14 protein-coding genes are annotated in these 22,703 nt (G+C 74.6%); 8 read left to right on the top strand and 6 right to left on the bottom strand.

Features of this window, described 5'->3' with window-relative positions; all coding sequences use genetic code 11:
* The first annotated feature begins 3 nt into the window (after positions 1-3).
* The 5 genes from ACFYZ4_RS20705 to fxsT all read left to right on the top strand — a co-directional run bounded on the left by ACFYZ4_RS20705 (position 4) and on the right by fxsT (position 10,026).
* The gene (locus ACFYZ4_RS20705; protein ID WP_390784523.1) at positions 4-3,435 is read left to right on the top strand and encodes an SAV_2336 N-terminal domain-related protein; all 3,432 of its coding nucleotides are present in this window, start codon (positions 4-6) and stop codon (positions 3,433-3,435) included.
* 112 nt (positions 3,436-3,547) lie between these two features.
* Positions 3,548-3,742 carry an FxSxx-COOH cyclophane-containing RiPP peptide gene (fxsA, locus tag ACFYZ4_RS20700; RefSeq protein WP_030709793.1) on the top strand — a complete coding sequence of 65 codons (195 nt, stop codon included), beginning with the start codon at positions 3,548-3,550 and terminating at the stop codon, positions 3,740-3,742.
* Positions 3,743-4,400: 658 nt separating this feature from the next.
* Positions 4,401-5,678 carry an FxsB family cyclophane-forming radical SAM/SPASM peptide maturase gene (locus ACFYZ4_RS20695; RefSeq protein WP_390784647.1) on the top strand — a complete coding sequence of 426 codons (1,278 nt, stop codon included), beginning with the start codon at positions 4,401-4,403 and terminating at the stop codon, positions 5,676-5,678.
* Positions 5,675-6,931: an HEXXH motif domain-containing protein gene (locus ACFYZ4_RS20690; protein WP_351292426.1), complete on the top strand. Its 1,257-nt coding sequence runs from the start codon at positions 5,675-5,677 to the stop codon at positions 6,929-6,931. Before ACFYZ4_RS20695 ends, ACFYZ4_RS20690 begins: the two co-directional genes overlap by 4 nt.
* 74 nt (positions 6,932-7,005) lie before the next feature.
* Positions 7,006-10,026, top strand: a complete 3,021-nt coding sequence (gene fxsT / locus ACFYZ4_RS20685) for an FxSxx-COOH system tetratricopeptide repeat protein (protein ID WP_390784522.1) — start codon at positions 7,006-7,008, stop codon at positions 10,024-10,026.
* 18 nt (positions 10,027-10,044) lie between these two features.
* Here fxsT and ACFYZ4_RS20680 read toward each other — a convergent pair whose 3' ends face one another.
* From ACFYZ4_RS20680 to ACFYZ4_RS20660, 5 genes are all read right to left on the bottom strand, one after another.
* Positions 10,045-10,626 (bottom strand): dihydrofolate reductase family protein, encoded by a 582-nt coding sequence (locus ACFYZ4_RS20680; protein ID WP_390784521.1) that lies wholly within the window; start codon positions 10,624-10,626, stop codon positions 10,045-10,047.
* Between the two features lie 113 nt (positions 10,627-10,739).
* Positions 10,740-14,618 (bottom strand): multifunctional oxoglutarate decarboxylase/oxoglutarate dehydrogenase thiamine pyrophosphate-binding subunit/dihydrolipoyllysine-residue succinyltransferase subunit, encoded by a 3,879-nt coding sequence (locus ACFYZ4_RS20675; RefSeq protein WP_351292420.1) that lies wholly within the window; start codon positions 14,616-14,618, stop codon positions 10,740-10,742.
* 259 nt (positions 14,619-14,877) lie between these two features.
* Complete coding sequence (locus ACFYZ4_RS20670; protein ID WP_351292418.1) at positions 14,878-15,999, bottom strand: HAMP domain-containing sensor histidine kinase; 1,122 nt, start codon at positions 15,997-15,999, stop codon at positions 14,878-14,880.
* On the bottom strand, positions 15,996-16,736 hold the full coding sequence (locus ACFYZ4_RS20665) for a response regulator transcription factor (RefSeq protein ID WP_351583452.1): 741 nt from the start codon (positions 16,734-16,736) through the stop codon (positions 15,996-15,998). The genes ACFYZ4_RS20670 and ACFYZ4_RS20665 overlap by 4 nt, the downstream gene beginning before the upstream one ends.
* A 192-nt stretch (positions 16,737-16,928) precedes the next feature.
* Complete coding sequence (locus ACFYZ4_RS20660) at positions 16,929-18,686, bottom strand: glycoside hydrolase family 3 protein (protein ID WP_390784520.1); 1,758 nt, start codon at positions 18,684-18,686, stop codon at positions 16,929-16,931.
* Positions 18,687-18,832: 146 nt separating this feature from the next.
* On the opposite strand from ACFYZ4_RS20660, the gene ACFYZ4_RS20655 reads away from it, so the two are divergent.
* A complete protein-coding gene (locus ACFYZ4_RS20655; protein WP_351292412.1) occupies positions 18,833-19,474 on the top strand; it encodes a TetR family transcriptional regulator in 642 nt (213 codons plus the stop codon).
* Here the strand turns inward: ACFYZ4_RS20655 and ACFYZ4_RS20650 are convergent.
* Positions 19,471-20,019: a hypothetical protein gene (locus ACFYZ4_RS20650; protein ID WP_390784519.1), complete on the bottom strand. Its 549-nt coding sequence runs from the start codon at positions 20,017-20,019 to the stop codon at positions 19,471-19,473. The genes ACFYZ4_RS20655 and ACFYZ4_RS20650 overlap by 4 nt on opposite strands.
* A 47-nt stretch (positions 20,020-20,066) precedes the next feature.
* On the opposite strand from ACFYZ4_RS20650, the gene ACFYZ4_RS20645 reads away from it, so the two are divergent.
* Together ACFYZ4_RS20645 and ACFYZ4_RS20640 are read left to right on the top strand one after the other, a co-directional pair.
* Positions 20,067-21,449, top strand: a complete 1,383-nt coding sequence (locus ACFYZ4_RS20645; protein WP_384349853.1) for a hypothetical protein — start codon at positions 20,067-20,069, stop codon at positions 21,447-21,449.
* A gap of 87 nt (positions 21,450-21,536) precedes the next feature.
* Positions 21,537-22,460, top strand: a complete 924-nt coding sequence (locus tag ACFYZ4_RS20640) for a sulfurtransferase (RefSeq protein WP_390784518.1) — start codon at positions 21,537-21,539, stop codon at positions 22,458-22,460.
* The last annotated feature ends 243 nt before the right edge of the window (positions 22,461-22,703 follow it).

Genomic DNA, 22,703 nt, shown 5'->3' with positions numbered 1-22,703 from the left:
GCCGTGCCGCCGACTCCCGCCGCGCCCCCGCCCGCCGTACCTCCCGCCGCTGCTCCCGAGCCCCGGCAGGGCGTCCGCGAACTGGCCGCGCTGCTGCGCGCCGCCGGGCTCGACCCGAGCGCCGAGGAACTCGCCGACGCCCTCTGGCTCGCCGGGCACATCCGCGGTCCGGGGCCGGCCGCCCGGGGCGCGCCGGGGCCGTACCCGGACCCCGATGAGGACGCCGAGGACCCGGCCGGCAAGCCCGTCGAACCCGAACGGGCACAGCCGGACGCCGACGATCCGGTCAGGCTCTACGCACCGGGCGCGCGCCGCGCCGGCGGGGCCGAGGGGGACCGGCCCGAGGAGTCGCCCGAGGAGTACGGAGTGCCCGTACGGGTGCCCCGCGCCGCCGCGCTGCCCCGCATCCTGGACGTCCAGCGGGCCCTGCGCGCCCTCCAGCGGCACCGCCCGCCCGTCCCGCCCACCCGGCTGGTGATCGACGAACCGGCCACCGCCGAGGCCAGCGCCCGGGCCCTCGGGCTGGTCATCCCGGTGTTCCGGCCGGAGAGCCGGCGCGAGGCGACCCTGCGGCTGGTGATGGACGCCTCCCCCTCGATGGCCGTCTGGCAGGACATGTTCGACGAACTGCGGTCCGTGTGCGAGCGGTTGGGAGCCTTTCGGGACGTCCAGGTGCACTACCTGCACCGCCTCCCGGACGGTACGGCGGTCCTCGGCCGCAGCCCCGTACCCGGCTCCGGGCTGCGCTCCGGCGACCAGTTGCGGGACCCCACCGGCCGGGCCCTGACCATGGTGGTCTCCGACTGCACCGGGCCGCTGTGGCGCGAGGGCGCCGCGCAGCGGCTGCTGTACCGGTGGGCCGAGTGCACCCCGTGCATGGTCGTCCAGCCGCTGCCGCAGCGGCTGTGGGGCCGCAGCTGGCTGCCGACCGAACGGGGCACGCTCACCCGGCCGGAGGGCGGCGGGCAGCGGCTGAGGTTCCGCCCCGACCGGCCGCCGCTGCCCGGACGGCCCACGGGCGGGCTCACCGTGCCCGTGCTGCCGCCGAGCCCGACCGCCCTCGGGGCCTGGGCCCGGCTCGTCGCCGGACTCGGCACCGGGCCGGTACCGGCCGAGGTCGGCCGGGTGCTGGCCGACCATCCGGCCGTGCCCGTACCGCCGCCGCGCGCCGTCCGGCCGCCGCGCGAGCTGGTGGCCCGGTTCCGGTCCTCGGCCGCGCCCCGGGCCGTACAGCTGGCGGTGTACCTGTCGGCGGCGCCGCTGACGCTGCCCGTGATGCGGCTGGTGCAGCGCACGATGCTGCCGGACTCGGAGCCCTCCGACCTGGCGGAGGTGCTGCTGAGCGGGCTGCTGCGGCGCAGCGGGCCCGGGCCGGGGCACTGGTACGAGTTCGTCCCCGGGGTGCAGGACGTGCTGCTGGGGCCACTGGGGCGGGACGAGGCGGCGCTGGTGCTCAAGCACTGCTCGGAGTACGTGGGCGCGCACTTCGGGCGGGGCGTACGGAACTTCCCCGCGCTCGCGGTCTCGCAGCTCACCGGGGTCCCGCCGGCGCCGGCCGACCCCGGGCCGCAGGACGCCGAGCGGGTGCCCGAGGGGCGGCTCCCGCAGGCCTTCGCGCAGGTTTCGGCCAAAGTTGTACGGCGCTACGTGCCCGGCATGCCGGAGGAGGGCCCGGCCCGCCGGGAGCCTCCCGCCGTCCCCCCGCTCGGGCGGGCCGGAGCGGTGCGGGCCGCACGGGCCCGGCTCGCGGACGCGGCCGCGGACGGCGGCGCGCGGGCCCTGCACGAGGCCGTGGCGGTCCTGCGGCGGGCGGCGACGGCCCCGGTGGCGCCCGGCGACCCGCCGGAGGAGGCGGAGACCGAACTGGCGGGAGCGCTGCTGCGGCTGTGGACGGTCCAGCGGGACCCGGAACTCCTCGCCGAGGCCGAACGGGCCGTCACCGGGCTGCGGACCCCGCCGGCGCGGGCGGTCCTCGGCCGGGTGCTGTACGAGCGGGCGCTGGCCCACGGCCCCGACGCGGAACTCCTCGCCGAAGCGGACCGGGAGTTCGCGGCGGCGGGCGCCACGGCCGACCCGGAGCTGCGGCGGGACTGCGCGGTACGGCGGGCCGAGACCCTGATCCGGCTGAGCGGGCTGCGCCCGGACGCGGGCGCCCTCCGCGAGGCCCGCGCGGCCCTGGAACCCCTGGCCGGACCCCCGGCCGGACCCCCGGCCGCCCCCGGCCGGGCCCTCGACGGGCCCCTCGGCGGGGACCTGGACGCGCACCCCGACGCGGGGCCCGAGCCGGACCCCGCACTGCAACGGGCCCTGGGCCGGGTGCTCCTGGCCCTGCTGCCCCGCACCGCGGACCCGGCCGAGCGCACGGCCCTGGCCGAACAGGCCGCCGCCCGGCTGGCCGTACCGGCCGCGGGCGCGGCCCGGGCCACGGCCGCCGAGGCCCGGGTACGGGTGGACCTGGCCGGGGCGCTGCGCTACCTGCCGGCCCGGCTGGAGGAGGCAGCCGGCCAGCTGACCACGGCCCTGGAGGAGGCCGGCGGGGACCCGGAGCTGCGGGTGGCCGCCCTGGTGTGCCTGGCCCGGGTGCACCGGGAGCGGTACGCGCGCGACGCCGACCCGGTGGCGCTGGAGGACGCGGCCGAGGCGTACGGCCGGGCCCGGCGGCTGATCCCCCGCGACGGGGAGGCCTTCGGCGAGCTGCTGCCCGAGTGGGGCGAGGTGCTGCTGGAGCGGGCCCGGGCCGCCGACGGACGGCCGTTCACCGGGGCCGCCGTACGCGTCCTGCGCGACAGCCGGGCGGCGGTCCCGCAGTCGGACCCGGGAGCCGCGCACCGGCTGATGCGGCTGGCCACCGGGCTGCGGCTGCGGCACGCGTACGAGGGCGACCCGGTGGCCTTGCGGGAGGCGGAGTACCTGCTGGAACTGGCCGTCCGGCACAGCCGCAGCCCGCTGGAGCGGGCCCGGGCCTGGCGGGACCACGGCGACGTGCAGCAGGAGATCCACGGTCACACCCGGGCGGTGGAACGCCTGGACCGGGCGGCGGACTCCTACCGGCGGGCCTGGCGGGCCGCCCTGGAGGCCGACCGCGAAGGCGACGAAGGCCGCGCCGGCCAGGCCGGGCCGGACGGGCAGGTCGGACCCGGGATCCGCGCGGACCTCGACCGCCGCGCAGGCCACGAGACCCCCGCCGGAACCGCCGGAACCGCCGGAACCGCCGGCACGGCGGGCTCCGCGGGCACCGCCGTCCGACTGGCCGCCCGCGTACAGGAGTCGCGCGGGGAGGTGCTGGAGCGCCTCGCCCGCCCCCGCGCCGCCCTGGACGCGTACCGCTCCGCGCTGGAGCTGTGGACGCGGCCCGACGCGGGCACCGAAGCCGAAGCCGAAGGCCGGACGGAGGCGCTCCGCGCCCGCGTGCGGGCCCTGGAATCAGCCCTCTGACGGCGGAGCGGCCAGGCCCTGTCCGAGCGGAGCGCGCTGTTTCCGCGGACCGGCCGGAGGGAAAGGGCAGTGGACCGTCCGGTCCGCGACGCGACAGGGGGAGCAGCGGCACATGGTGACGAAGCGGCAGGAAGTGGAGGCGGTGACCCCGGCGTGCCCCGGGCGCCTGCCGGATCTCTCCGGGCTGGACCTGGCCGCACTGCGCGGGATCGACCATCCCGTGCTGGCCCAGGTGATCGAGGGCATGGTCGAGCGGGTGACGCATCCGGCCGAGATCCTCAACGCCTTCGACTCCGGAGTGGCCTGACCGGAGCGTGCCTGATCCGCCCCACCTTGAAAGCGAGTTGACCACTTTCCGCCGTTAGCCGGGTCCGTCCGAAGGGCAGGGATGGACCGTCCGCCGGGGGTCGCCCCCCGGCGGCGAGGGGGAGGGAGGCGGGGCGATGAGGCGAGCGGTCACGAGCGACTCCGTCCTGCCCGCGCCCACCGGCGCCGCCGCCCCGCACCAGCCCCCAGCCCAGCCCGACCCAACCCGGCCGCACCAGGACCCGGCCCGGTCCCAGCCCGACCCGGCCCGGCCCCAGCAGGCCCCCGCCCGGCCGCAGCAGGTCCTGGCCCGGCCGCACCAGGACCCGGCCCGGCCCCAGCCGGTCCAGGCCCGGCCTCAAGACCCGGCCCGGTCCCAGCCGGTTCCGGCTCGCCCTCAGCAGGCCGCGGCCCAGCCTCAGCAAGATCCAGCCCGGCCCCACCAGGACCCGGCCCGGCCCCAGCCGGTCCCGGCCCGGCCTCAGGAGGCCCCAGCCCGGCCGCAACCAGACCCGGCCCGGTCCCAGCCAGACCCCGCCCGGCCGCACAAGGCCCCGGGTCGGTCCCAGCCGGACGCGGGTCGGTCCTGGCAGGAGCCCGGCGCGGTGCACCGGTTGCGTCATGCCCGGTACGCGCCCTGGCCCTATGACCGGCTCGACGTGGCCGCCGCCCGGGCCGCCGGACACCGGCCGCACCCGATACGGCAGTTCGTCCTCAAGACGCGCAGCCGCTGCAACCTCGCCTGCACCTACTGCTACGTCTACGAGATGGCCGACCAGGGCTGGCGCGGCCAGCCGCCCGCGATGACCCCCGCCACCGCCGCCCGCGCCGCCGAGCGGATCGCCGAGCACGCCGCCGCCCACGGACTGCCCCGCGTCGACCTGGTGCTGCACGGCGGCGAACCGCTGCTCACCGCCCCCGCCGCGCTGGCCGGGCCGGTCGACGCCGTACGGGCCGCCGTGGCCCGGGCCGCCCCGCACACCCGGGTCACCGCCACCGTCCAGACCAACGGCACCCTGCTCACCCGCGGCCGCCTCGCCGCGCTCGCCACCGCCGGGATCCGCGTCGGCGTCAGCCTCGACGGCGGCCTGCCCGCGCACAACGCCCGGCGCGTGGACCACGCCGGGCGGCCCGGCTTCGGCGCGGCCGCCCGGGGCCTACGGCTGCTGGCCCGGCACCCGGACAGCTACGCCGGGGTGCTGTGCGTCGTCGACCTCGACCAGGACCCGGTGGAGACGTACGAGTCCCTGCTCGCCTTCGCCCCGCCCAGTGTCGGACTGCTGCTGCCGCTCGCCAACTGGAGCGTCCCGCCCCCCGGCCACCACCCGGGCCTGACCCCGTACGCCGACTGGCTGCTCGCCGTCTTCGAGCGCTGGTGGCACGACGGGGTACGGCGCACCCGGATCCGGCTCTTCGAGGAGATCATCGCCCTGCTGCTCGGCCTGCCCGCCGCCACCGAGACCCTCGGGCTCGCGCCCGCCGCCACCGCCGTGATCGAGACCGACGGCTCCATCGAACAGGCCGATTCACTGAAATCCGCGTACGAGGGCGCCGCCGCGACCGGCATGAGCCTCGACACCCACAGCTTCGACCAGCTCCTCGACCACCCCGGCCTCGCCGCCCGCCAGCTCGGACGGGACGCGCTCGCCGCCGGCTGCCGCGCCTGCGAGCTGGTCGAGGTGTGCGGCGGCGGGCACTACCCGCACCGCTACCGCGCCGGCGAGGGCTTCCGGCAGCCGTCCGTGTACTGCGCCGACCTCCAGGTGCTCATCCGGCACATCGCCACCGCCGTCCACCGGGCCGCGCAGCCTCCCCCCACGCCCGCCACGCCCGCCACACTCCCCACGCCCGCCCAGCGCACCGCCCAGGCCCCTCCGACCGTCCCCCCGCGAGCCGCCCGTGCCACCGCCGTCCACCCGCCGGCGGTCGCCTCATGACCACCGCGCTCACCGCCTTCACCGTCTCCTCCCGCACCCTGCGCGCCCTCGCCTCCACCGAACCCTCCCCGGAAGGCACCCGCCTGGTCCGCGACGTGCGCCGCTCCAAACGCCTGGTCCTGCTCCGCGCGGTCCTCGACGCCGCCCCCGGCGGCCCGTCCGGGGAGGCCGCCGGCCACTGGGCCCTGCTGGAGGAGGCCGAGCGCCGCGACGCGGGCGCCGTGCGCGACGTACTGCACTACCCGGCCACCGGGGTCTGGGCCGAGGAGACCCTGCGCCGGCTGCACGCCTCGTACGGACCCCCGCCCGACCTCGGCCACCTCGGGGCCCTCGCCGTAGCCGCCGCCCTGCGCGCCGGGATCGCCTTCACCCACACCCTGCGGCCCCAGCACGGCCGGCTCGTCCTGCCCACCCTCGGACTGCTGCGCCCCGACCGCCCCGGCCCCCTCGCCCTCACCGAACGCTCCTGGGACCCCGACGACCCGGCCACCCTGCCCCTGCACGCCCTGCCCGGGGGCCGGACCGCCCTCGACGACCTCGACCCCTACCGGGCGCCCGGACCCGCGCAGCCCGCGCCCGTCCGCCCCGCCCGCCGGCTCACGCCGAAGGGGCACAAGCGCTGGGACACCCAGTGGTCCGGCGCGCTCACCCTGCTGCTGCGTTACGACACCGTCCGCGCCGAGGAGACCGCGCAACTGCTGCGCTCCGTCGTACCGCTGTCCGGCGGCTCCCGCTCCAACGGTGCCACCCTGCCCGCGGCCGCCGGCTCCGTCCTCGCCCGCGCGCAGGCCCCGCCCGCCCTGGCCGCCACCCTCGTCCACGAGGTCCAGCACGGCAAACTCGCCGCCCTCGCCGACGTCCTGACCCTGCACACCGCCGACCGCACCCCCCGGCACTGGGCCCCCTGGCGCGGCGACCCCCGCCCGCTGGAGGGACTCCTGCACGGCGCCTACGCCCACCTGGCCCTGGCCGGGTACTGGCAGCGGGCCGCCCTCTACGGGGCCCGCGGCGCCTGGGCCCAGCACGCCCGGATCCGCGCCCAGGTGGCCGCCGTGCTGCCCGCCCTGCTGGCCCACGACCGACTGACCGCGGCGGGCCGGGAGTTCACCGAGGCGATGGCCGCCGCCGAACGGGCCATGGACGAGCTGCCGCCGCCCGGCGACCAGCACATCGCGGCCCGCCGGGCCGTCGACCGGGAGCGCCGCGCCTGGTGCGAGGCACATCCCGAACTCGCCCCGTTCGCCCGCGGTTGAGGGGCCGCGCCCACCGGCACCCCTGCGGTACCTTTTCAGTCCCGTCCACTGCCCGGAGCCCAGGGAGACGGCGCATGACCACCGGTAGTCGGCAGGACCAGGGCAACACCCCGCACCCGTACCCGCACGCCCAGCCGCAGCGCTTCGTCATCAGCTTCGCCGGATTCAACCGCCCCTGGGCCGTGTGGATCGGCCACCGCCTGGAGGAACACGGCCACCGCGTCGCCCTCCAGCGCTGGGACCCGCAGAACAGCCCCGGCATCACCCCCGCCCTCGACGACCTCGCCCGCTCCGGCAGCCGGGTCCTCCTCGTCCTCAGCGAGCGCTACTTCTCCGCCGGCACCCACGCCGACGAGGAGTGGAACACCGCCCTGCGCGCCGTCACCGACCGCCACCCCGACCGGTTCGCGGCCGTCTGCCTCACCGACGCCCCGCTGCCCAGCGCCGTCGCCGTACTGGAGAAGACCGACCTGTGGGGCCTGGACGCGTACGAGGCGGAGTACCGCGTGCTGCGCCGGCTGGAGCTGCCCACCGACCGGATCGGCACCGAGAGCGGCCGCCGCGGCCCCCGCTTCCCCAACGACCCGCCCGAGATCTGGGGCCGGGTCCCGCGCCGCAACCCGCGCTTCACCGGCCGCAACGACGTCATCGGCACCCTGCGCGAAGCCCTGACCGAGGCACCGGCCGGCGCCTCCACCGTCACCCTGCTCGGCCTCTCCGGCGTCGGCAAGACCCAGGTCGCCACCGAGTACGCCTACCGCTTCGCCTCCGAGTACGACGTGGTGTGGTGGGTCCCCGCCGAGGACCGGCCCACCCTGCGCGAACGCCTCGCCGACCTGGCCCCCGCCCTCGGCCTGCCCCGCGGCGCGGGCAGCTACGGCGAGCAGATCCGGGCCGTCCTCGAAGCGCTGCGGCGCGGATCCCCGTACGGCCGCTGGCTGATGGTCTTCGACGGCTGCGACAACCCCGACGACCTCATCGACCTGCTGCCCTCCGGCGCGGGCGACGTGATCATCACCTCCCGCAACCGCGAATGGGCCACCCGGCACACCAGCCTCGTCGAAGTCCCGCTCTACGCCCGCCCCGAGTCGATCACCTTCATCCGCCGCCGCGCCCTGCGCCTCACCGCCGACGAGGCCGACCAGCTCGCCGAGGCCCTGGAGGACTACCCGCTCGCCCTCGACCAGACCGCCGGCTGGCTCGCCGACTCCCCGCTCGCGGTCGGCGACTACCTCGCCCTCCTCCAGCGCCGGATGGACTCCCACGAAGCCGTCACCGTCTCCGACGACTACCCGCTGCCCTTCCCCACGGCCCTCGCCATACTCCTCAACAACGTCCGGGAGAACTTCCCCGACGCCCTCGCCCTGCTGCGGCTGTTCGTCTTCTTCGCCCCCGGACCGGTACCGCTGCGCCTGCTGCGCGAATTCCCCGCCGACGACGTCCCCGAACAGCTCGCCGGGCTGATCAACGACCAGATCAGGTGGAACGCCGCCCTCAACAAGCTCGTCCAGTTCTCCGTCGTCCGCCTGGAGTACTCCGACCTGCCCCCCGAAGAGGGCGGCGGCGGGCTGGAGACCGTACAACTGCACCGCATGGTCCACGGCATCGTCCGCGAGAACCTCTCCGAGGAGGAGGCCGAACCCCTCGCCCGCGCCGTACGGCAGGTCCTCGCCGCCGCCGACCCCGGCGGGCCCTCCGACTCCCGGCTGTGGCCCCGCTACGCCGAACTCGTCCCGCACCTGGCCACCTCCGGGGTGCTCACCAGCGGCAACCCGCGCATCCAGAACTTCCTGCTGCGCTGCCTGCGCTACCTGATCCTCGCCGGGGAGTACCGCACCTGCCTGCGGCTCTGCGAGGAGACCGACCTGATCTGGCGGGCCGTGCTCGGCGAGGACCACCCCAAGGTGCGCGAGCTCAGCTACCAGTACGGCAACGCCCTGCGCAACCTCGGCCTGTTCCGGCGCGCCGAGACCCTCACCAAGGCCGTGTCCGGCCGGCTCACCGCGGAGCGCGGCGACCGGGACCTGGAAAGCCTGCGCGCCACCAGCGCGTACGGCGGCGTACTGCTGTGCATCGCGAAGTTCGAACCGGCCCGGGAGATCTTCGAGCACTGCCTGAGCACCTACCGGGAGCTGCTCGGCGAGGACGACTCCGTCACCCTGGACGCCCAGAACAACCTCGCCGCCACCTACCGGCTGCTCGGCCGCTACCAGGACGCCTACGACCTCGACCTGGACACGCTGCGCCGCCGCGAGCGGGTCCTGAAGCCCCTGCACATCTCCACCCTCGCCTCCGGCATCGCCTGCGCCATGGGCCTGCGGCTGATGGGCCGCTACCGGGAGGCGCAGACCCGGCAGGAACAGGGGGTCAAGCTGAACACGCAGGTGCTGGGGCTGGGCCACCCGCAGACCCTGCGCGCCGAGCACAACCTCGGGATGTGCCTGCGCCGTTCCGGGGACATCCCCGGCGCGGGCCTGCGGCTGCGGACCGTGTGGGAGCGGGCGACGCGGGTCTTCGGGGTCGACTACCCGTGGACCCTGATGGTCGCCTCCGACTACGCCACCTACCTCAGGGAGTACGGGGACGTCGGCGAGGCCCGCCGGATCTCCGAGGACGTGGTCCGCGGCTACCAGACGCAGCTCGGCCTCGCCCACCCGTACAGCATCGGCACCGTCGGCAACCTCGGGCTGGTGCTCCGCGCCCAGGGCGAACGCGCGGAAGCCCTCTCGCTGGCGGAGCAGGCCCTCGTCGGCATGCGGGGCGCGCTCGGCGACCGCCACCCGTGGACCCTGGGCTGCGCCCTGAACGCCACCGGCCACCGCAACATCACCGGCCGGCTGGAGGACGCGCTGGACCTGAGCCGGGACACCCTGCGCACGGCCGAACAGGTGCTGGGCCCGGACCACCCGATGACGCTGAGCGCGCAGATCGCGCTCGCGGCCGACCTCCGCGCCGTCCGCGAGGACACGGAGGCCGCGAAGCACGAGGACGCGGGCATCAAGGGCCTGACCCGCACCCTCGGCGCCCAGCACGTCCACACGATCTCCGCGAAACAACGCGTCCGCCCGTACTGGGACTTCGAACCGCAGCCGTAGGCGGTCCTGTGTCACCGGTCAACGGCGCACCCGATAGCGCAGGTGGAGCACCCGGTTGCCCTGAATCACCTCGTCGGGATCCTCCAGCAGGTGCTGCGCGTGGACCGACCCGAAGTAGCGCTTGCCGGAACCGAACACGACGGGTACGACGTCCATGCGCACCTCGTCGATCAGGCCCGCGGCGAGCACCTGGCCACCGACGTCGCCGGCGGCCACCTCGACCAGGCGGTCACCCGCAAGCTCCTGCGCCTTGGCCACGGCCGCCCCGACGCCGTCGACGAAGTGGAACGGCGCCCCGGGGTCCCAGCCCTCGGGCGCCGGCCGGTGCGTCACGACGACCACGTGGTCGATCCCGCCCGGCGGCTTCCCGTCCCAGCCGTCCGTCAGGTCGAAGACGCGGCGGCCGACGATCGTGACTCCGATCCGGTCCCAGTACGGCCGGGTGTAGTCGTAGGACGTCTGCGAGACCTTCAGCACGCCGCTCCCGTCCAACGGGACGTCACCACTGGACAACCAGTCGAACAGCGGTCCGGGCTGGTCGTTCTCGTCCGCGACGAAGCCGTCCACCGACACGGAGCCGTACATGACCACCTTGCCCACGGGGCACTCCTCTGCTCTCGCCGATGGTCCAGCCTATCGACGCCGAACGGCCGGAAGGCCCGGCTCCCTCAGGGGGAACCGGGCCTTCCGTGGTGCTGAGCTCAGCGCAGCGGTCAGGCTTCGAAGACCTCGTTCAGCAGGAGCTGCTGCTCCGCCTGGTGGCGCTTCGCGGAGCCGACCGCCGGGGACGAGCCGTGCGGGCGGGAGATCCGGCGCAGGCGCTCGCCGGCCGGGACGTCCGCGCCGACCGCCAGGTCGAGGTGGTCGATCAGGTTGAGGGCGATGAAGGGCCACGCGCCCTGGTTCGCCGGCTCCTCCTGGGCCCAGATGTACTTCGCCGCGTTCGGGAACTTGGCGATCTCCGCCTGGAGCTCCGCACCCGCCAGCGGGTACAGCCGCTCGATGCGGATGATGGCGGTGTCGGTGATGCCGCGCTTCTCGCGCTCGGCCTCCAGGTCGTAGTAGACCTTGCCGGCGCAGAAGACGACCTTGCGGACCGCGTTCGCGTCCACCGTGCTGTCACCGATGACCGGACGGAACGAGCCGGTCGTGAACTCCTCCGCCTTCGACGCCGCCGCCTTCAGACGCAGCATCGACTTCGGGGTGAAGACGATGAGCGGCTTGTGGTGCGGGTTGTGGACCTGCCAGCGCAGCAGGTGGAAGTAGTTCGACGGCAGGGTGGGCATGGCCACCGTCATGTTGTCCTGCGCGCACATCTGGAGGAAGCGCTCGGGACGCGCGGACGAGTGGTCCGGGCCCTGGCCCTCGTAGCCGTGCGGGAGGAGCAGGGTGACGCCGGAGGTCTGGCCCCACTTCTGCTCCGCGGACGAGATGAACTCGTCGACGACCGTCTGCGCGCCGTTGACGAAGTCACCGAACTGGGCCTCCCAGAGGACCAGCGCGTCCGGACGGGCCAGCGAGTAGCCGTACTCGAAGCCCATGGCCGCGTACTCGGAGAGCAGCGAGTCGTAGACGTTGTAGCGGGCCTGGTCGTCCGAGAGGTAGAGCAGCGGGGTGTAGTCCTCGCCCGTCTCCCGGTCGATGAGGACCGCGTGGCGCTGGCCGAAGGTGCCGCGGCGGGAGTCCTGGCCGGACAGCCGGACCGGGGTGCCCTCCATCAGCAGCGAACCGAAGGCCAGGGTCTCGCCCATGCCCCAGTCGATGGTGCCCTCGTCGATCATCGCCGCGCGGCGCTGCAGCTGCGGCAGCAGACGCGGGTGGACGGTGACGCCCTCGGGGATGGTGACCTGGGACTCGGCGATCCGCTTGACGACCTCCTGCGAGATCGCGGTGTTCACGGCGACCGGGAACTCCTGCGCGGTCTGCGCGGGCGTCACCGGGGCGCCGGCGGCCGGAGCCGTCGAGGCCTCGCGGACCTCCGCGAAGACCTTCTCCAGCTGGCCCTGGAAGTCCTGGAGCGCCTGCTCGGCCTCTTCCAGGGTGATGTCGCCGCGACCGATGAGGGACTCGGTGTACAGCTTGCGCACCGAGCGCTTCTTGTCGATCAGGTCGTACATCAGCGGCTGCGTGAACGCCGGGTTGTCGGACTCGTTGTGGCCGCGGCGGCGGTAGCAGATGAGGTCGATGACCACGTCCTTGTTGAACGCCTGGCGGAACTCGAACGCCAGACGGGCGACGCGGACCACGGCCTCCGGGTCGTCGCCGTTCACGTGGAAGATCGGCGCCTCGATCATGCGGGCCACGTCGGTCGCGTACATCGAGGAACGCGAGGACTCCGGGGCGGCGGTGAAGCCGACCTGGTTGTTGATGACCACGTGCACGGTGCCGCCGGTGCGGTAGCCGCGCAGCTGCGACATGTTCAGCGTCTCGGCGACGACGCCCTGGCCCGCGAAGGCCGCGTCGCCGTGGAGCGCGAGGGGCAGGACCGTGAAGTCCGTGCCGCCCTTGTTGATGACGTCCTGCTTGGCGCGGACCACGCCCTCCAGGACCGGGTCCACCGCCTCCAGGTGCGAGGGGTTCGCGACGAGCGAGACCTTGATCTGCTCGCCGTCCAGGCCCGTGAAGGTGCCCTCGGCGCCCAGGTGGTACTTGACGTCGCCGGAGCCGTGCATGGACTTCGGGTCGAGGTTGCCCTCGAACTCGCGGAAGATCTGCGCGTACGACTTGCCGACGATGTTCGCGAGCACGTTCAGGCGGCCGCGGTGGGCCATGCCGATCGCGACCTCTTCGAGGCGGGCCTCGGCGGCCGAGTCGATGACGGCGTCGAGCAGCGGGATGACGGACTCGCCGCCCTCCAGGGAGAAGCGCTTCTGGCCGACGTACTTCGTCTGCAGGAAGGTCTCGAAGGCCTCCGCCGCGTTCAGCCGGCGCAGGATGCGCAGCTGCTCCTCGCGCTCCGGCTTGGTGTGCGGGCGCTCGATGCGGTCCTGGATCCAGCGGCGCTGCTTCGGGTCCTGGATGTGCATGAACTCGACGCCGGTGGTGCGGCAGTACGAGTCGCGCAGCACGCCGAGGATGTCGCGGAGCTTCATCATCGACTTGCCGGAGAAGCCGCCGACCGCGAACTCGCGCTCCAGGTCCCACAGGGTGAGGCCGTGCTCGGTGATGTCGAGGTCGGGGTGCTTGCGCTGCTTGTACTCCAGCGGGTCGGTGTCGGCCATGACGTGGCCGCGGACCCGGTAGGAGTGGATCAGCTCGAAGACGCGGGCGGCCTTCGTGACGTCGTCGTCGTGCGAGGCGTCGATGTCCCGGTTCCAGCGGACGGGCTCGTACGGGATGCGCAGCGACTCGAAGACGGCGTCGTAGAAGCCGCTCTCGCCGAGCAGCAGGTTCGCGACGATGCGCAGGAACTCGCCGGAGGCCGCGCCCTGGATGACCCGGTGGTCGTAGGTCGAGGTCAGGGTCATGACCTTGGAGATGCCCAGCTTGTTCAGGGTGTCCTGCGAGGTGCCCTGGAACTCGGCGGGGTAGTCCATGGAGCCGACGCCCATGATGACCGACTGTCCGGGCATCAGGCGGGGCACGGAGTGGACGGTGCCCAGGCCGCCGGGGTTGGTCAGGGAGACCGTCACACCGGTGAAGTCGTCCATCGTCAGCTTGCCGACGCGGGCGCGGCGGACGATGTCCTCGTAGGCCTGCCAGAACTCGAAGAAGCTGAGGGTCTCGGCCTTCTTGATGCCGGCGACGACGAGCTGGCGGTCGCCGTTGGGCTTCACCAGGTCGATCGCGAGGCCGAAGTTGATGTGCTCCGGCTTGACCAGGGTCGGCTTGCCGTCCTTCTCCGCGAAGGAGTTGTTCATGGCCGGCATGGCCTTGATCGCCTGCACCATCGCGTAGCCGATCAGGTGCGTGAAGGAGATCTTCCCGCCCCGGGCGCGCTTGAGGTGGTTGTTGATGACGATGCGGTTGTCGAACAGCAGCTTCACCGGGACGGCGCGGACGGACGTGGCCGTCGGCACATCGAGGGAGGCGTTCATGTTCTTGGCTACGGCAGCCGCGGGGCCGCGGAGCGTCACCAGCTCGGGGCCCGCGGGGGCCTCGGTGGCGGGCGCGGCCTTCTGGGGGGCTACGGCGGAGGGGGCGGGCGCGGCCGGTGCGGCGGCCGGGGCCTGGGAGGTGACAGTCACAGCAGGGGCACCAGAGGGGGTGGCAGGAGCAGGGGCAGGAGCTGACACAGGCGTGGGCGCGGGAGCCGGGGCTGCGGTCGCGGGCGCGGCGCTCGCCGCCCCCGTGGCGGCGTCGGCGACCTGCGGGGCCTGGGCGACGGTGGTGGCGGCCTGTGCGGAGGCGCCGTCCGTCGTCGTCGTGGGCTTCTCCGTGCCGGCGGACTTCACCGGAGCGGCGACGCCCCCCGGCTTGTAGTCGGCGAAGAAGTCCCACCAGGCCCGGTCGACCGAGTTCGGGTCCTGGAGGTACTGCTGATAGATCTCGTCGACGAGCCACTCATTGGCACCGAAGCCTGAGGCAGGGTTCTTCCCGCCCTCTGCTGCTTCGGTCGTGGTGCTCGAGTTACTGGGGGACTGTGGCGACACGGCGGCAACCGCCCTCTTCCGCTTCACAAGGTATGGACAGCGGGAATAAAGGCTACGCCTCCTCGGCCGCTGCATGCAGGCCGGGCGGGACTTACGTCGCGCAGGTCACATCGAACGGCGGGTTTCACCGCCTGGAATGGCGGGAAACAAGTGTGGTTCGGGTAGGGGGCACCGAGGTTGCGGCCCCCATGGCTTCGCACCCCTGACGGACCCCGGGTACGTGTGGCCGAGATCATGTCCTTCCCACTCGAACCCTACGTCAACCCGGCGCCTGGGAGCTGCCCGGAAGCGTGACGAGGATGCGGCAGCCGCGTGACGATTCGGCCACTCCGATCCGCCCGCCGTGCAGCTCCACGGCCCAGCGGGCGATCGCGAGCCCCAGTCCGGTGCCTCCGTCGCCCCCGCGGGCGCTGCCCCGGTTGAACCGCTCGAAGACCCGGTGGCGCTCCGCCTCGGGGATGCCGGGACCCTCGTCCCGTACCTCCAGCACCAGGGCGCCGGGCGCGTCGCCGCCCCGGGCGCGGACCGTGACCCGGCCGTGCGGGGGACTGTGCTTGACCGCGTTGTCGATCAGGTTCGCGACCACCTGGTGCAGCCGCTCGTTGTCCGCGTACGCCCACAGCTCGGGCGGGAAGACGTCCAGGTGCAGGTGCACGTCGTTGCGGGTGTGCCCGCCCGAACCGGAGAGCATCCCCGGCCGGCCGGCGGCCGCCAGCCGCGACTCCTTCAGCACCCCCGACAGGTACGGCCACACCTCGAAGCGGCGGGCGCGCAGCGGGACCACGCCGTTGTCCACCCGGGACAGGTCCAGCAGGGTCTCCACGAGCCCGCCGAGGCGCTCCGTCTGCTTCAGCATCGTGCGCATGGTCTCGGGATCGGCGGCCGAGACCCCGTCCACCACGTTCTCCAGCACCGCCCGCAGCGCGGCGATCGGCGTGCGCAGCTCGTGCGAGACGTTGGCGACGAGCTCCTTGCGGTGCCGGTCCACGGCCTCCAGGTCGTCCGCCATCAGGTTGATGGTGGAGGCCAGGTCGCCCAGCTCGTCGCGGCGCCCGGCCCCGCGCACCCGACGGGTGTAGTCACCGTGGGATATCGCCCGGGCCACCGTCGTCATGTCGTCGAGCGGAGCCGTCAGGCTGTGCGCCACGAACTGGGTGATCAGCATCGAGGCGATCACCGAGAAGACCGTGATGAAACGCAGCTCGGTGTCGGTGCGCAGGGCCACCAGCAGCAGGCCGGTCGTGATGAAGACCGAGACCACCACGAGCGTGCCCAGTTTGGTCTTGATCGAGAACGGCGAGAAGGGTCGCAGGCCCCCGGCGGGCCGGTGCCGCTGCCTCGGCCGCTCTCGTTGCCGCTGTCCGCTCGGCGGGCCGCTCATGCCTGGGCCGGGGTCTCCAGGGCGTACCCGACGCCGTGGACCGTACGGATCCGCTCCGCGCCGATCTTGCGCCGCAGGGCCTTGATGTGGCTGTCGACCGTACGGGTCCCGGACGCGTCGGCCCAGTCCCACACCTCGGCCAGCAGCTGCTCCCGCGAGAGCACCGCCCGCGGGGTCCCGGCCAGGCAGACCAGCAGGTCGAACTCGGTCGGCGTCAGGTGCACGTCCTCGGCCTGCACCCGGACCCGGCGCTGCGCGTGGTCGATCTCCAGATCGCCCAGGCGCAGGGTGGCCCCGCGCGGGGTGTGCGCGGCGATCGTGGCCCGCTCCACCCGGCGCAGCAGCACGTGGACCCGTGCGGCCAGCTCGCGCATCGAGAACGGCTTCGTCATGTAGTCGTCCGCGCCGACCCCGAGCCCCACCAGCAGGTCGGTCTCGTCGTCGCGCGCGGTGAGCATCAGCACCGGGACCGGCCGCTGCGCCTGGACCCGGCGGCAGACCTCCAGCCCGTCGAAGCCCGGCAGCATGACGTCCAGGACCAGCAGCTCCGGCAGCCAGCTCTCGGCCGCGGCGACGGCGGCAGGGCCGTCCGCCGCCGTCTGCACCTGGAAGCCCTCGGCGCGCAGGCGGGCCGCGATGGCCTCGGCGATGGTGTGGTCGTCCTCGACGACGAGCACACGCCGCTGGGCGCCGGGTGTCGCCGCGGCGCCGTTGTGTGTGGTGTGTGTCTGTTCCATGTCCGCCCCTGAAGATCCCGCGTGAATGGGGTGCAGCGTAGAGGAGGCACCGGCCTGCGGCTACGTGGGGTTCGGACATGGCATATGTGCTGGAGCAGGGTAAGCGGAATGATATGTACCGGGTGCCGGACCCCCCACGGGACCGGCACCCGGCGGGCGGGACCGGTCAGGTGCCCCGCCGTCTGCGGCCCTTCAGAGGGCCAGTCCGTGCCCGTGCGGGAAGACCGGGTCGTGGGTGTCGTTCGGCACATCGGGACGGGAGGCCGCGACCGCCGCCATCGAGCGCGGGAGCTCGAAGGGGAGCCGGCCCTCGGGCACCGCGCGGCCGAAGGCCACGTCCAGCAGGGCGGCGTCGGAGGCGCCGTAGTCGGCGATCAGGGCGGCCGCGCGGTCGGCGATCTCCGGGATGACGGCGGCCCGCTCCAGGTTGATGCAGACCAGGGTCGGGACCCGGTCCAGGAGGGCCAGGATCTCGGCCAGCTCCGGCTCGGGGAAGGCCAGCGAGCCCGAGTGGAAGAACGACTCGAAGATGTTCTCCCGGGGCTCGTACGGGGTCCGCAGCCGCAGGACGGCCAGGTCCGCTTCGGCCGGTCCGGCGACCACCTCGCCGTACCCGGCGGCGACCGCCTCGTCCACGCCCCGCACGTACAGCCTCGGCCGCCCGCCCAGCGGCAGCAGCCCGTCCGCATTGGTCAGGACGGTCAGGGAGCGGCGCTGGGCGGCGGCCCCCAGGGCCGTGAAGTCGGCCCGGCCCACGGTCTCGGCCGCCAGGTCCGGGTCCACGTACGGGTTCTCGAACAGGCCGAGCGTGAACTTCTCGCGCAGCAGCCGGCGTACGGACGCGTCGATCCGGGACTCGGCCACGCGGCCCGAGCGGACCAGCTCCACGACCACCTCGGGGCACTGCTCGCCGCCGAACTGGTCGCAGCCGGCGTCCAGGGCGCGGGCCGCCCGCTCGGCCACGCTCAGGTGCTCCAGGCCCCAGGCGCGCGCCGGATGCACCTGCCCGAAGATGGTCGCGTCGTTGAGCAGCCCCCAGTCGGTGCAGACGATCCCGTCGAAGCCGAGCTCCTCCCGGAGCAGGCCGGTGACCACGCCCCTGCTGAAGCCGAAGCCGACCTCCTCCCAGTCCGTGCCCGTCGGCTGGCCGTAGTACGGCATCATCTGCGCGCACCCGGCGGCTATCGCGGCCTTGAACGGCTCCAGGTGGTGCTCGCGCATGCCGCCCGGGTAGACCTGCTCCTTGCCGTGCGCGAAGTGCGGGTCCTCGCCGTCCTTCTGCGGGCCGCCGCCGGGGAAGTGCTTGACCATGGCGGACACCGACCCGGGGCCGAGGGCCGGGCCCTGGAGGCCGCGTACGTACGCCTGGACGAGCCGGCCGGTCAGGTCGGCGTCGGAGCCGAAGGTGCCGGTCTGGCGGGCCCAGCGCGGCTCGGTCGCCAGGTCGATCTGCGGGTGCAGGGCGACGCGGAAGCCGACGGCGAGGTACTCGCGGCGGACGGTGTCCGCGAACCGGTGGACGAGCTCGGGATCGCCGATCGCGGCCAGGCCCAGGGCCTCCGGCCAGGCGGAGAAGGCGCCGGCGTTGAAGGAGGCGCCGACGTTGTCGGTGAAGGCGTGGCGCGGGTCGGTCGAGAGGGTGACCGGGATGCCGAGGCGGGTGGCCGCGGCCATCTCCTGGACGGCGTTCTGCCACCGGGCCATCTCGCGGGCCCCGTAGGTGCCGAGCAGGTTGAAGTGCGACAGGAAGCGGTCCTCGACCAGCTCGGGCGTGGTGAAGGGGAGCATCGAGCCGTCGGTCTCGGTGACCGGGCTGCCGTCCGCGTTCATCATCAGCATCGAGTGGAAGAGCTGGCCGGCCTTCTCCTCCAGCGTCATCCGTGAGAGCAGGTCGGCCACGCGCCGCTCGACGGGGAGGGAGGCGTCCTGGTACTCGGGGATTGCGTTCACGGCGGGGCTCCTGGACTGCGTGACCGGGCGGTTCGGCGGCGTGGGCGTCACGGTAGGGGCGAAAACCTTGTACCCGCTAGGTTTTTGAAAAGTGACCTGGGTCACCCTCGGTGAAGGCGGGCGCGAGGCGCCTTAGGGTGGTGCGCATGGCACGGGACACGGGGCGGGCGGCTTCGACGGGCGCCGGGCGCGGGACCTACGCGGTGGGCGACGCCCGCCGGCAGAAGATCCTCGACACCGCCGTCGAACACTTCGCGCAGTGGGGCTTCCACGCCTCCTCGCTGGCCCGGATCTCGGCCGGCTGCGGGATCACCCAGGGCGGGCTGCTGCACCACTTCCGCGGCAAGGAGGACCTGCTGCTGTCGGTGCTCGCCCAGAGCGAGCGGCACGACGTGCAGCGGCGGTTCGGCGAACCCGCCGCATCGGTCGCCGCGTACTTCACCACCCTCGTGGACCTCGCCGCCGACAACGAACGGCGGCCCGGGATCGTCCGGATGTTCAACACCCTGGTCGGCGAGGCCGCCGACCCCGGACACCCCGCACACGCGTACTTCGAGCAGCGCTACGCCCGGGTGCTCGGCCACACCCTCGACGTGCTGGAGGCGGGCGTCGCGCGCGGCGAACTGCGCCCGGACGCCGACTGCGAGGCCGCCGGACGGGAGATCCTCGCCGTCATGGACGGCCTGCAGATCCAGTGGGTGCTGGCGCCCGGCAGGGTGGACATGCCGGCCCGGCTGCGCGGGTTCCTGGACCGGCTGCTGCGGGACCTCTCGGCCGCCCCGGCCTAGCCCGCAGTGAAGGAGGGCAGGGCGTCCACCACCTTGTTCAGGGCCGGCGGCAGCGAGCCCTGGTCGCCCGCCACCTCGTAGCCGCCGTGCACGAAGGCGTAGAAGTACCCGTCGTAGATCGTGGGGCCGCCCGTGGCGATCCTGGGCAGGTGGGCGAAGTCCGCCTCCTGGAGGGCGGTGCGCAGCGCGGCGAGCCCGGTCTCCGGCATCGTGCCGGTGCTCTCCGTCTTCGCCTTGGCGTCCAGCCGGGTCCAGGAGCCGTCGCCCTTGACGATGAGGGTGTGGGTCTGGCCGGCGAAACCGCCGGTGCGGGTGACGCGGACCAGGGTCTCGCCGGGCGCGGGGACGCGGCTGGCGGTGGGGCTCGTGGTGGCGCCCGCAGTGGGGTCCGTACCGGAGCCCGAGGTGCCCCCGGACGGGCTCGGGCCCGACGTCGTGGAGGTCTTCGGAGGCGCGTCGTCGCCGTCCGTGGAGGCGGCCGGTCCGCACCCCGCCAGCAACGCCGCACCCAGCGCCAGGCCCGCCACCGCTCGTAACGCGCGCACACCCACCTCCGCAGTCACTCAGGTCCAACCCCGAGTATGGAGTCCGTATGGATTCCGCACACCCGTTCCGACAGCACCCGGAGGCCGACATCAGCCGGATCGCCCCCTGGCGACTGCTGCCGCCGCTGCTCGCCGTGGTCCTCGGCCTCTGGGGCCTGGAGCGGGGCGGCAGCATGTGGCGCGACGAGTCCGTCACCTGGCAGGTCGCCCACCGGCCGCTCGGCGGGATCCGGGACCTGCTGGGCGGCGTCGACGCCGTCCACGGCCTGTACTACCTGCTCATGCACGGGGTGTTCCAGCTCTGGGACGGCGGCCTGTGGGCGCTGCGGCTGCCCTCCGTCGCCGCCACCGCGCTCGCGGCCGCCGGGGTGGCCGCGATCGCGCACCGGCTCGCGGGGGAGCGGGCCGCGCTGATCGCCGGCTGCGTGTACGCCGTCCTGCCGCCGGTACAGATGTACGCCCAGGAGGGGCGCTCGTACGCCCTGGTCGCGGCCGCCGTGGTCTGGGCGACGTACCTGATGCTGCGCGAGCGGTGGACCGCGTACACGGTGGTGCTGCTGCTCGGCTGCTGGCTCCACGAGTTCGCCGTGCTGGCCCTGCTCGCCCACGCCTTCACCGCGTGGCGTTCGCGCGGCTGGCGGTGGAGCGCCGGGATCGTGGCGGCCCTGCTGCTGCCGCTGGCCCTGGTGAGCGCCCGGCAGGCCGAGCAGCAGCTCGGCTGGCTCGGCCGGCCGAGCTGGCAGGACTGGGCGGCGTACGGGGTGGTGGGCGGCGCGTCCCTGCTGCTCGCGCGGGGGGCCGCGAAGGACCTCGTACGGGTGGCGCTTCCGCTCGCCCTGCTGCCGCCCGGGCTGCTGATGGTGATCTCCCTGGTGCACCCCTGGTACGTCGACCGCTACGTGCTCTACGCGCTGGCCGGACCCGCCCTGCTGGCCGGGGCCCGGCTGGCGGCGGCCCGCGGGTGGTGGCCGTGGGTGCTGGCCGGGGCGCTGCTCGTGCCGTTCGGCATCTGGTCGGCGTGGCTGCGTACGCCGGAGAGCCGCAAGGACGACGTCCTGGCGGTGGCCGCCGCGGTCCGGGAGCGGGCCCGGCCGGGCGACGCGGTGGTGTTCATGCCCGCGCGCCGGCGCGAGTGGCTGCTCTCCTCGCCCGAGGTCTACGCGTCACTGCGCGACGTGGCCCTGGAGCGGACCCCGGCGGCCTCGCACAGCCTCCAGGGCACCGAGCTGGCCCCGGACCGGATCCGGGCGGCGCTGCTCGCCTCGCCGCGGGTGATCGCCCTGCTGGACCCGGCCGGGCAGCCGCTGGACCCGTACCCGCGGGAGGCGGCCAAGCGGGACACGCTGGCCACCCGCTTCGAACTGTGCTCGACGACCGGCGTCCGCGGCGCCCGGATCGCGGTGTACGCCCGCCCGGGCGGCTGCCCCTGACCCGCCTGGGCGGGGGCCCGGGCGGGGGCCCGTCCGGTCGGGTCGAGGAGGATGGGGCGACCCGCGTCGCACAGCCGGAGGTGCCGAATGACCACGCCCGAGAACGCCGCGCCCGGAGCGCTGCCCGTGCCGCTGCTTGTGCCGCTGCCCGGGGTGCCGGCCGGGTCGGAGATCGGGCCGCCGCCCGGGGCACTCGTCGGGGTGGGGTGGCTGGGCGCGCGGCTGGGGGTGGGCGGGCTCGTGGTCCTCGACGCTTCCGTCGGCGCCCACCGGGGTGCGGAGCGTCGGATTCCGGGGGCGCGTCCCTTCGACCTCGACGGAGCCCTGTCCGACCACGACGCGCCCGCCCCGCACACCATGCCCGGGGCGCGGGCGTTCACCGAGGCCCTGCGGGAACTCGGCGTGGACGACTCGGACACCGTCGTCGTCTACGACGGCGCCGGGATCTACTCCAGTGCCCGCGCCTGGTGGATGCTGCGCGCCATGGGCTTCGACCGGGTGGCCGTCCTCGACGGAGGACTGCCCGCCTGGACCGCCGCCGGGCTGCCCGTCGAGGCCACCGGCCCTGCGTACGACGGCCCGCGCGGGTCCTTCACCGCCCGGCCCCGCGCCGGGCTGCTGGTCGGCGGCGAGGCCGTCGCCGCGGCCCTGACCGACCCGGCCGCGGCCGTCGTCGACGCCCGCACCCGCGGCCGCTTCGCCGGAACCGCCCCCGAGCCCCGGCCGGGCCTGCGCGGCGGGCACATGCCGGGCGCGGTCAACCTCCCGTTCGGCGAACTCCAGGACCCCGACGGCCTGATGCGGCCGGCCGGGGAACTCCGTACGGCCTTCGAGGAGGTGGCGGGCGGGCGCCGACGCCTCTACTTCAGCTGCGGGTCGGGGGTGACCGCGTGCGTACTGGCCCTCGCCGCCGAGCTCGCCGGGTACGAGGACACCGCCGTGTACGACGGCTCCTGGAGCGAGTGGGGCGTGCCCTCGCCCCTCCGCCCGGTCGCCACCGGCCCGGCCTAGCCCCTGGCCGGGATCCGAGCAGGCCGGGCACGGTGGGGGCCGGTTGTGCCGGGGCCGGGCGCCGGTTGGCTGCGCCGCTCGGGCCGGGTATGCGGGGGGCCGGTTGTGCCGGGGCCGGGCGCGCGCCGGGGTGTCTCCTCGGACGCCGAACGTGTCGAGGGGTCGGAGAGATCGGCCTCGTTGCGTTCGGCGCCCTGCGGGGATCACCCCGACACACACCCGACCCCGGCCCAACCGGCCCGG

The sequence above is a fragment of the Streptomyces sp. NPDC001513 genome (assembly GCF_042894695.1).
GTDB lineage: Bacteria > Actinomycetota > Actinomycetes > Streptomycetales > Streptomycetaceae > Streptomyces.
This window is presented reverse-complemented; position numbering and strand designations above follow the sequence as displayed.

Coding starts and splice junctions, on each gene's coding strand:
- fxsA (WP_030709793.1), top strand. CDS start 3,548: ATGGTGACGAAGCGGCAGGAAGTGGAGGCGGTGACCCCGGCGTGCCCC.
- ACFYZ4_RS20690 (WP_351292426.1), top strand. CDS start 5,675: ATGACCACCGCGCTCACCGCCTTCACCGTCTCCTCCCGCACCCTGCGC.
- fxsT (WP_390784522.1), top strand. CDS start 7,006: ATGACCACCGGTAGTCGGCAGGACCAGGGCAACACCCCGCACCCGTAC.
- ACFYZ4_RS20670 (WP_351292418.1), bottom strand. CDS start 15,999: ATGAGCGGCCCGCCGAGCGGACAGCGGCAACGAGAGCGGCCGAGGCAG.
- ACFYZ4_RS20665 (WP_351583452.1), bottom strand. CDS start 16,736: ATGGAACAGACACACACCACACACAACGGCGCCGCGGCGACACCCGGC.
- ACFYZ4_RS20655 (WP_351292412.1), top strand. CDS start 18,833: ATGGCACGGGACACGGGGCGGGCGGCTTCGACGGGCGCCGGGCGCGGG.
- ACFYZ4_RS20645 (WP_384349853.1), top strand. CDS start 20,067: ATGGATTCCGCACACCCGTTCCGACAGCACCCGGAGGCCGACATCAGC.
- ACFYZ4_RS20640 (WP_390784518.1), top strand. CDS start 21,537: ATGACCACGCCCGAGAACGCCGCGCCCGGAGCGCTGCCCGTGCCGCTG.